The organism is Gilliamella apicola (genome assembly GCF_003202655.1).
Taxonomy (GTDB): domain Bacteria; phylum Pseudomonadota; class Gammaproteobacteria; order Enterobacterales; family Orbaceae; genus Gilliamella; species Gilliamella apicola_R.
Map to the genome: position 1 here is coordinate 22547 of NZ_QGLR01000001.1, position 7076 is coordinate 29622.

Here is a 7076-nt window from a genome sequence, read left to right on the forward strand (position 1 = left end):
CAGCTAAATTAGCGTGTTGATTGTAAATTTATTTTATCTTTATATTTTTATTTCATCTTAAAGGATAAACTCATGTCAAAAGGGCAGTCATTACAAGATCCTTATCTAAATTTGCTTCGTCGCGAGCATATTCCGGTATCAATCTATTTAGTTAATGGTATTAAATTACAAGGACAAATTGAGTCATTTGATCAATTTGTTATTTTATTAAAAAATACTGTTAGCCAAATGGTATATAAGCACGCAATCTCAACAGTGGTACCGTCAAGACCAATTTCGGGATTGGTATCTCAACCTGAAGAGGAAAGCGAAAGCTAATTATTTGAGTGGAGAATGTGATTGTTTGAGCGATATAAAGGTGGCGAGTCTGCCTTATTAGTCCATGTATTCTTCCCTCAAGAAAACGATATCGAGGATTTAAAAGAGTTTGAAGTACTTGTTTCTTCTGCTCAAATTGAAATTCTCGATATTGTGACAACCTCAAGAAAGTCCCCACAAGCTAAATATTTTATTGGTGAAGGAAAAGCATTAGAAATCGCCGATAAAGTAAAAGAACTCAATGCCTCAGTGATTTTAGTCAATCACACCCTAACACCAACTCAAGAACGTAATCTTGAACAGTTATGTGAATGTCGCGTAGTCGATAGAACCGGATTAATTCTCGATATTTTTGCACAACGAGCTAGAACACATGAAGGTAAATTGCAAGTTGAATTAGCACAATTACAATACTTATCGACTCGATTAGTTCGTGGTTGGACTCACTTAGAACGTCAAAAAGGTGGGATTGGTCTTCGTGGGCCGGGTGAAACTCAGTTAGAAACCGATAGACGATTAATCCGTCAACGTATTCAATTAATTTTATCAAGACTTGCTAAAGTTGAAAAACAACGCAATCAAAATCGTCAATCTAGAAACAAAGCAGATTTATCAACGGTATCATTAGTTGGTTATACTAATGCCGGTAAATCGACCCTGTTTAATGCATTAACTAATGCTGATGTTTATGCTGCCGATCAATTGTTTGCCACACTTGATCCAACTTTAAGACGCATAAATGTCAAAGACGTTGGTGAAGTTGTTTTAGCTGATACCGTCGGATTTATTCGTCACTTACCCCATGATCTTATTGCTGCTTTTAAAGCAACTTTATTAGAAACACAAGAAGCATCACTACTATTACATGTTGTTGATGCCGCTGATCCTAATCTATTGGATAATATTCAAGCGGTTGATGAAGTTTTGTTGGAAATTGATGCACAGGATATTCCTACCTTGTTAGTGATGAATAAAATTGATTTAATCGAAGGTAAACAACCAAGTATCGATCGTGATGAAAATGGGGTGCCAATCCGAGTTTGGATTTCTGCTCAAAATAGTTTAGGATTAGATCTCCTATTTTCTGCATTAAAAGAGAGGCTTGTCAGGCAGATTCAAGTTTGCCAATTAAATTTACCTCCCTATTTAGCTAAACTTAGAAGCCGATTATATAAATTAAATGCGGTGGAGCATGAAACCATTGAAGATGACGGAAGTTTTCATCTAAATATAAGAATACCTTTAATTGAATGGAATCGCCTCTGTAAACAAGAGCCAGATCTGTTATACTTAATCAATACGCAAAATAACAACTAATTGTTAAATGGAGCATATAAAATATGGCGTGGAATCAGCCCGGCAATAACGGACAAGATAACGACCCATGGGGAAATAACAAGAAACCTTCCAATTCTTCGGCGGGAGGGATACTTGATCAAATCAAAAATCTCCTAAAAAACGGGAATTCAGGTAATAATCAGGGTTCTGCTGATATTAAATTACCGATGAATACTTCGAAAATTATTATGTTAATAGTAGCCGTGCTTGTCCTGATTTGGGCGGGTAGTGGTTTTTATACTATCAACCAAAATCAACGGGGGGTAATAACTCGTTTTGGGCAAGTTCAACCAGAAATTATCCAACCTGGTTTAAATTGGAATCCCTCTTTTATTGATAAAGTTTATAAAGTCGATACTCAGGGTACTTATAACTTTAATGTTCAAGGGGATATCATTACAACAAGTGATAAAGGTGAAAACTTAGTCTTTGTTGAAATGAACGTTCAATATCGAATTAGCGATCCTATCAAATATCTATTTAATGTAACTAATGTTGAAGATAGTTTACGCCAAGCAGCTGATAGTGCACTTCGAACTTCTATTGGTAGTTCAAATATTGATGCAATTATTTCAGATGGTCGTGCAGTTTTAGAGAACAGCACTAAAGAAGAACTTAACAATGTTATTTCTCATTATGATATGGGGATTACTATTGTTGATCTTAACTTCCAAGTAGCTCGTCCTCCTGTCGAAGTACAAGATGCTTACGCTGATGCCATTCGAGCGCAAAATGATAGTGAGCGAGAAATAAAACAAGCTAAAGCTGATAAAGTTCAGTTAGTTCAGCAAGCGGAAGGTCGTTCTGCCACTATTTTAGCCGATGCCAATGCCTATAAAGTAAAAGTTGAATTAGAGGCGGTTGGTGATGTTGAACGATTTGAAAAATTATTACCGCAATATAAAGCTGCACCTGAAATTACTAAAGATCGTTTATATATTGAAACGATGGAAAAAATATTAACTAAAACCCAAAAAGTCATTGTTAATGATAAGAGTGGTAATTTGTTAGTATTACCATTAGAGCAATTGATGAAAAATAAAAGTGAACAATTAACTGAATCAGCTAACTTCTCAAATTTAGGTGGTGATAATAATATTAATTTACCAACTACTACATCAGAGAATTTTGAGAGTACTTCTCAAAATAGTAATGAAGCACAAAACTCTATGACTGATAATAACAGTTCTACTAATCGCAGTAGACGAACTATGGGACGATAAGGAGAAAAAAGATGCGAAAATTATTGATTCCTATAGTTTTAATTTTAATGGTTGTACTTTATTCAAGTGTTTATGTTATTGAGGAAGGTACGCGCGGTGTTGTCTTACGTTTTAATAAGATAATTGGGTTATCAGAACCAGGTTTACATTTTAAAATGCCACTGGTTGATAGTATTAAAACCATCGACGCTAAAATACAAACTACTAATAGTTCAAATAATAATAATGAAAAACGCTTTTTTAACGTTCAAAAGAAAGAGTTAATTGTTGACTATTTTGTCCAATGGAAAATTGTTGATTTTAATCGTTATTATGAAACTATTGCTGGTGGTAATGATGTCAATGACTTAATTTTGGCTCGCTTAAATGGTCGTTTGCGTTCTGAAATTGGTAAATTAAGTAACCGAGATATCATTAATGATTCTAACGCTGATACTAAATCAAGAAATTCATTGATGACGAGTGTTAAAGATGCGCTAAATGGCTCACTGCAAGATGTTGAAGAAAATTTACCTATTGATAAATTAGTCACTGATGCGAAAAAAGATCCTGAAAATAGTAAAACCAGTTTAAGGGCTTTTGGGGTAGTTGTGGTTGATGTTCGAATCAAACAAATTAATTTCCCTGCTGAAGTATCCGAATCAATTTATGCTAACATGCGAGCTGAACGTGGTGTTATCGCGCGTGAAAAGCGTTATGAAGGTAAAAAAACGGCAGAAGAAATAAGAGCAGAAGCTACATTTGAAAAAACTAAGATTATATCAGAAGCAGAGCGCCAAGCTCGTGCTATTCGTGGTGAAGGTGATGCAAATGCAGCTAAACTTTATGCAGATGCTTTTGGTAAAGATATTGAGTTTTTTAGCTTTATTCGTAGTTTAAAAGCTTATGAACAAAGTTTTACAGGTAATGATGTTATGGTCATTAGTCCTGATAGTGAATTTTTCAAATACATGAAACTAAAGTCTAACAAATAACACAATGAGTAAATAAACTATGAGTAATAATGTTGTTGTGCTAGGTACACAATGGGGTGATGAAGGCAAAGGAAAAGTTGTTGATTTACTCACAGAAAAAGCAAAATATGTGGTACGTTATCAAGGCGGACATAATGCTGGTCATACCTTAGTTATTAATGGTGAAAAGACAGTATTACATCTAATTCCATCAGGTATTTTACGTAATGACGTCATTAGTATCATTGCTAATGGTGTTGTGCTTTGCCCTGATGCGCTTATGAAAGAGATGAAAGAGCTTGAGGATAATGGTATTCCGGTTAAAGAGAGACTTCTTATTTCAGAATCATGTCCTTTAATTTTGCCTTACCATATAGCATTAGACCAAGCCCGAGAAAAAGCTCGTGGTAATAAAGCAATTGGTACCACCGGTCGTGGTATTGGTCCTGCATATGAAGACAAAGTGGCCCGTCGTGGACTACGTGTTGGTGATTTACGTGATCGTCAAGCATTTGCTGAAAAATTGAAGGAAGTCATGGAGTATCATAACTTCCAATTAGTTAATTACTACAAATCAGAAGCTGTTGATTATCAGAAAGTTCTTGATGAGACTTTAGCGATTGCCGATATTTTAGTGGCTATGATTGCCGATATTCCGACCCTTTTAGAAGATGCTCGTAAAAAAGGCGAAAGAATCATGTTTGAAGGTGCTCAAGGTACTCTGCTTGATATCGATCATGGTACTTATCCTTTTGTTACTTCTTCAAATACCACTGCTGGTGGTGTCGCAACAGGATCTGGTTTTGGTCCTCGTTATGTTGGTTATGTATTAGGTATTGTTAAAGCTTATTCAACTCGTGTTGGTGCAGGTCCTTTCCCAACGGAATTATTTGATGACGTTGGTGAATATCTCTGTAAGCAAGGTAATGAATTTGGCGCAACCACCGGTCGTCGTCGTCGTACTGGATGGCTCGATGCTGTTGCGGTACGCAAAGCGGTGCAACTTAATTCAGTTTCTGGCTTTTGTTTAACTAAGCTTGATGTTTTAGATGGTCTTAAAGAGGTAAAAATTTGTGTCGGTTATCAATTACCAAATGGTGATGTGATTAAAAATGCACCGGCTGCCGCTGAAGATTGGAGTTTAGTCAAACCAGTATATGAGTCTATGCCAGGTTGGAGCGAATCAACTTTTGGTATAAAAAGTTATGACGCTTTACCACAAGCGGCTAAAGCTTATATCAAGCGAATTGAAGAATTAACTGAAACACCAATTGATATTATCTCGACTGGACCAGATCGAAGTGAAACCATGATTTTACGTGATCCATATTCAGTATAATTTTAAATTAAGAAAAATCGGGAAAATTATCCCGATTTTTTATTTTAAGCTTATTAATAAAGTATAATGGTCTAAACCTATAAGAGGATATTATGGCGAAAATAGGGACACCGTTATCACCTAGTGCAACAAAAGTATTACTCTGTGGCGCAGGTGAATTAGCCAAAGAAGTTGTTATTGAATTACAGCGTTTTGGCTGTGAAGTTATTGCTATTGATCGTTATGCTAATGCACCTGCGATGCAAGTTGCCCACCGTTATCATATTATCAATATGCTAGATGGTAATGAACTTAGAAAAGTTATCGAGGCTGAAAAACCTGACTATATTGTTCCTGAAATAGAAGCAATAGCAACCGACACCTTGGTCGAATTAGAAGAAGCCGGATTTACTGTTATTCCCACCGCGAAAGCGACGCAATTAACGATGAATCGTGAAGGTATTCGTCGTCTGGCCGCAGAAGAACTTAAGTTACCAACCTCACCATACCGTTTTGCATCAAATGAAGCTGAATATAAACTCGCAGTTAAGGAAATAGGTTTTCCTTGTTTAGTTAAACCCGTAATGAGTTCCTCTGGCAAAGGACAATCTTTATTGAGAAGTGACGCGGATATTGAATCTTCTTGGAAATATGCACAAGAAGGTGGCCGAGCTGGTAGCGGTAAAGTCATTATTGAAGGTTTCGTTGATTTTGATTATGAAATTACCTTATTAACAGTTAGACACATTAATGGTGTTTCCTATTGTGAACCTATTGGTCATCGACAAGAAAACGGTGATTATCGCGAGTCTTGGCAACCACAGCAGATGTCAGATAATGCATTATGCTTAGCTAAAGATATCGCTACAAAAATAACCCAAGCTCTAGGTGGTTATGGTTTATTTGGTGTAGAATTATTTGTTAAAGGCGATCAGGTATGGTTTAGTGAAGTATCACCAAGACCACATGATACTGGAATGGTGACCTTAATATCGCAAAATCTGTCGGAGTTTGCATTGCATGCCAGAGCAATTCTCGGATTACCAGTACCATTAATTGAACAATATGGTCCAAGTGCTTCGGCAGTATTGTTAGCAAATGGTGATTCGGATAGTGTTACTTTCGCTAATTTAGATAAAGTATTAAGTGAGCCTGATACTGATTTACGTTTATTTGGTAAACCAGAAGTTAAAGGAACCAGAAGAATGGGCGTTGCTTTAGCTAAAGCTGCAACGGTAGGTGAAGCAATTAAAAAAGCGGTTAATGCAATTAATCAGCTAAAAATAACCCTATAAACCGCTATTTTGATTAAAAATAAATCACTTGATACAAAAAAAAAGAATTTTCTAAAATAGGGGTTGACTACGGCATTCGAAATGCGTAACATACGCAACCCTTGAGACAGCAAACTAAAACAAGAAATTGTGAAGTTAATTAATAAGCTGTCAGCTCTTTAAAAAGAAGAAACAGACAATCTGTGTGGGCACTTGCGAGACGAAAAATTAAAAGTCTACGGACTAAAAAATTAAGTCTTGATAAGTGACACTGAAGATTCATTTGAATTATGTCAGAGACAGTTATTGAGCATCAAACTTTAAATTGAAGAGTTTGATCATGGCTCAGATTGAACGCTGGCGGCAGGCTTAACACATGCAAGTCGAACGGTAACATGAGTGCTTGCACTTGATGACGAGTGGCGGACGGGTGAGTAAAGTATGGGGATCTGCCGAATGGAGGGGGACAACAGTTGGAAACGACTGCTAATACCGCATAATGTTGAGAAACCAAAGCATGGGACTTTCGGGCCATGCGCCATTTGATGAACCCATATGGGATTAGCTAGTTGGTAGGGTAAAGGCTTACCAAGGCGACGATCTCTAGCTGGTCTGAGAGGATGACCAGCCACACTGGAACTGAGACACGGTC

General features: G+C 36.7%; 6 protein-coding genes and 1 rRNA gene. All 7 read left to right on the forward strand.

Going from position 1 to position 7076, the window contains the following annotated elements; translation table 11 throughout:
* The first annotated feature begins 72 nt into the window (after positions 1-72).
* Positions 73-318: an RNA chaperone Hfq gene (gene hfq, locus DKK70_RS00100; protein WP_065555596.1), complete on the forward strand. Its 246-nt coding sequence runs from the start codon at positions 73-75 to the stop codon at positions 316-318.
* A gap of 21 nt (positions 319-339) precedes the next feature.
* Positions 340-1635 (forward strand): ribosome rescue GTPase HflX, encoded by a 1296-nt coding sequence (gene hflX, locus DKK70_RS00105; RefSeq protein ID WP_110432224.1) that lies wholly within the window; start codon positions 340-342, stop codon positions 1633-1635.
* 23 nt (positions 1636-1658) lie between these two features.
* Entirely contained in the window at positions 1659-2879 is a 1221-nt protein-coding gene (hflK, locus tag DKK70_RS00110) for an FtsH protease activity modulator HflK (protein ID WP_110432225.1), read from the forward strand.
* A gap of 11 nt (positions 2880-2890) precedes the next feature.
* Positions 2891-3853 carry a protease modulator HflC gene (hflC, locus tag DKK70_RS00115; protein WP_110432226.1) on the forward strand — a complete coding sequence of 321 codons (963 nt, stop codon included), beginning with the start codon at positions 2891-2893 and terminating at the stop codon, positions 3851-3853.
* Between the two features lie 19 nt (positions 3854-3872).
* Positions 3873-5171 (forward strand): adenylosuccinate synthase, encoded by a 1299-nt coding sequence (locus tag DKK70_RS00120; protein WP_110432227.1) that lies wholly within the window; start codon positions 3873-3875, stop codon positions 5169-5171.
* Positions 5172-5263: 92 nt separating this feature from the next.
* Positions 5264-6445, forward strand: coding sequence for a formate-dependent phosphoribosylglycinamide formyltransferase (purT, locus tag DKK70_RS00125; RefSeq protein WP_110432228.1), 1182 nt, complete (start codon positions 5264-5266; stop codon positions 6443-6445).
* Between the two features lie 301 nt (positions 6446-6746).
* Positions 6747-7076: ribosomal RNA gene (locus DKK70_RS00130) — 16S ribosomal RNA — on the forward strand; the annotation flags it as partial.

What these genes read in the sequence shown, in the direction of transcription:
- hfq (WP_065555596.1), top strand. Translation starts at nt 73, where the DNA reads ATGTCAAAAGGGCAGTCATTACAAGATCCTTATCTAAATTTGCTTCGT.
- hflK (WP_110432225.1), top strand. Translation starts at nt 1,659, where the DNA reads ATGGCGTGGAATCAGCCCGGCAATAACGGACAAGATAACGACCCATGG.
- hflC (WP_110432226.1), top strand. Translation starts at nt 2,891, where the DNA reads ATGCGAAAATTATTGATTCCTATAGTTTTAATTTTAATGGTTGTACTT.
- DKK70_RS00120 (WP_110432227.1), top strand. Translation starts at nt 3,873, where the DNA reads ATGAGTAATAATGTTGTTGTGCTAGGTACACAATGGGGTGATGAAGGC.
- purT (WP_110432228.1), top strand. Translation starts at nt 5,264, where the DNA reads ATGGCGAAAATAGGGACACCGTTATCACCTAGTGCAACAAAAGTATTA.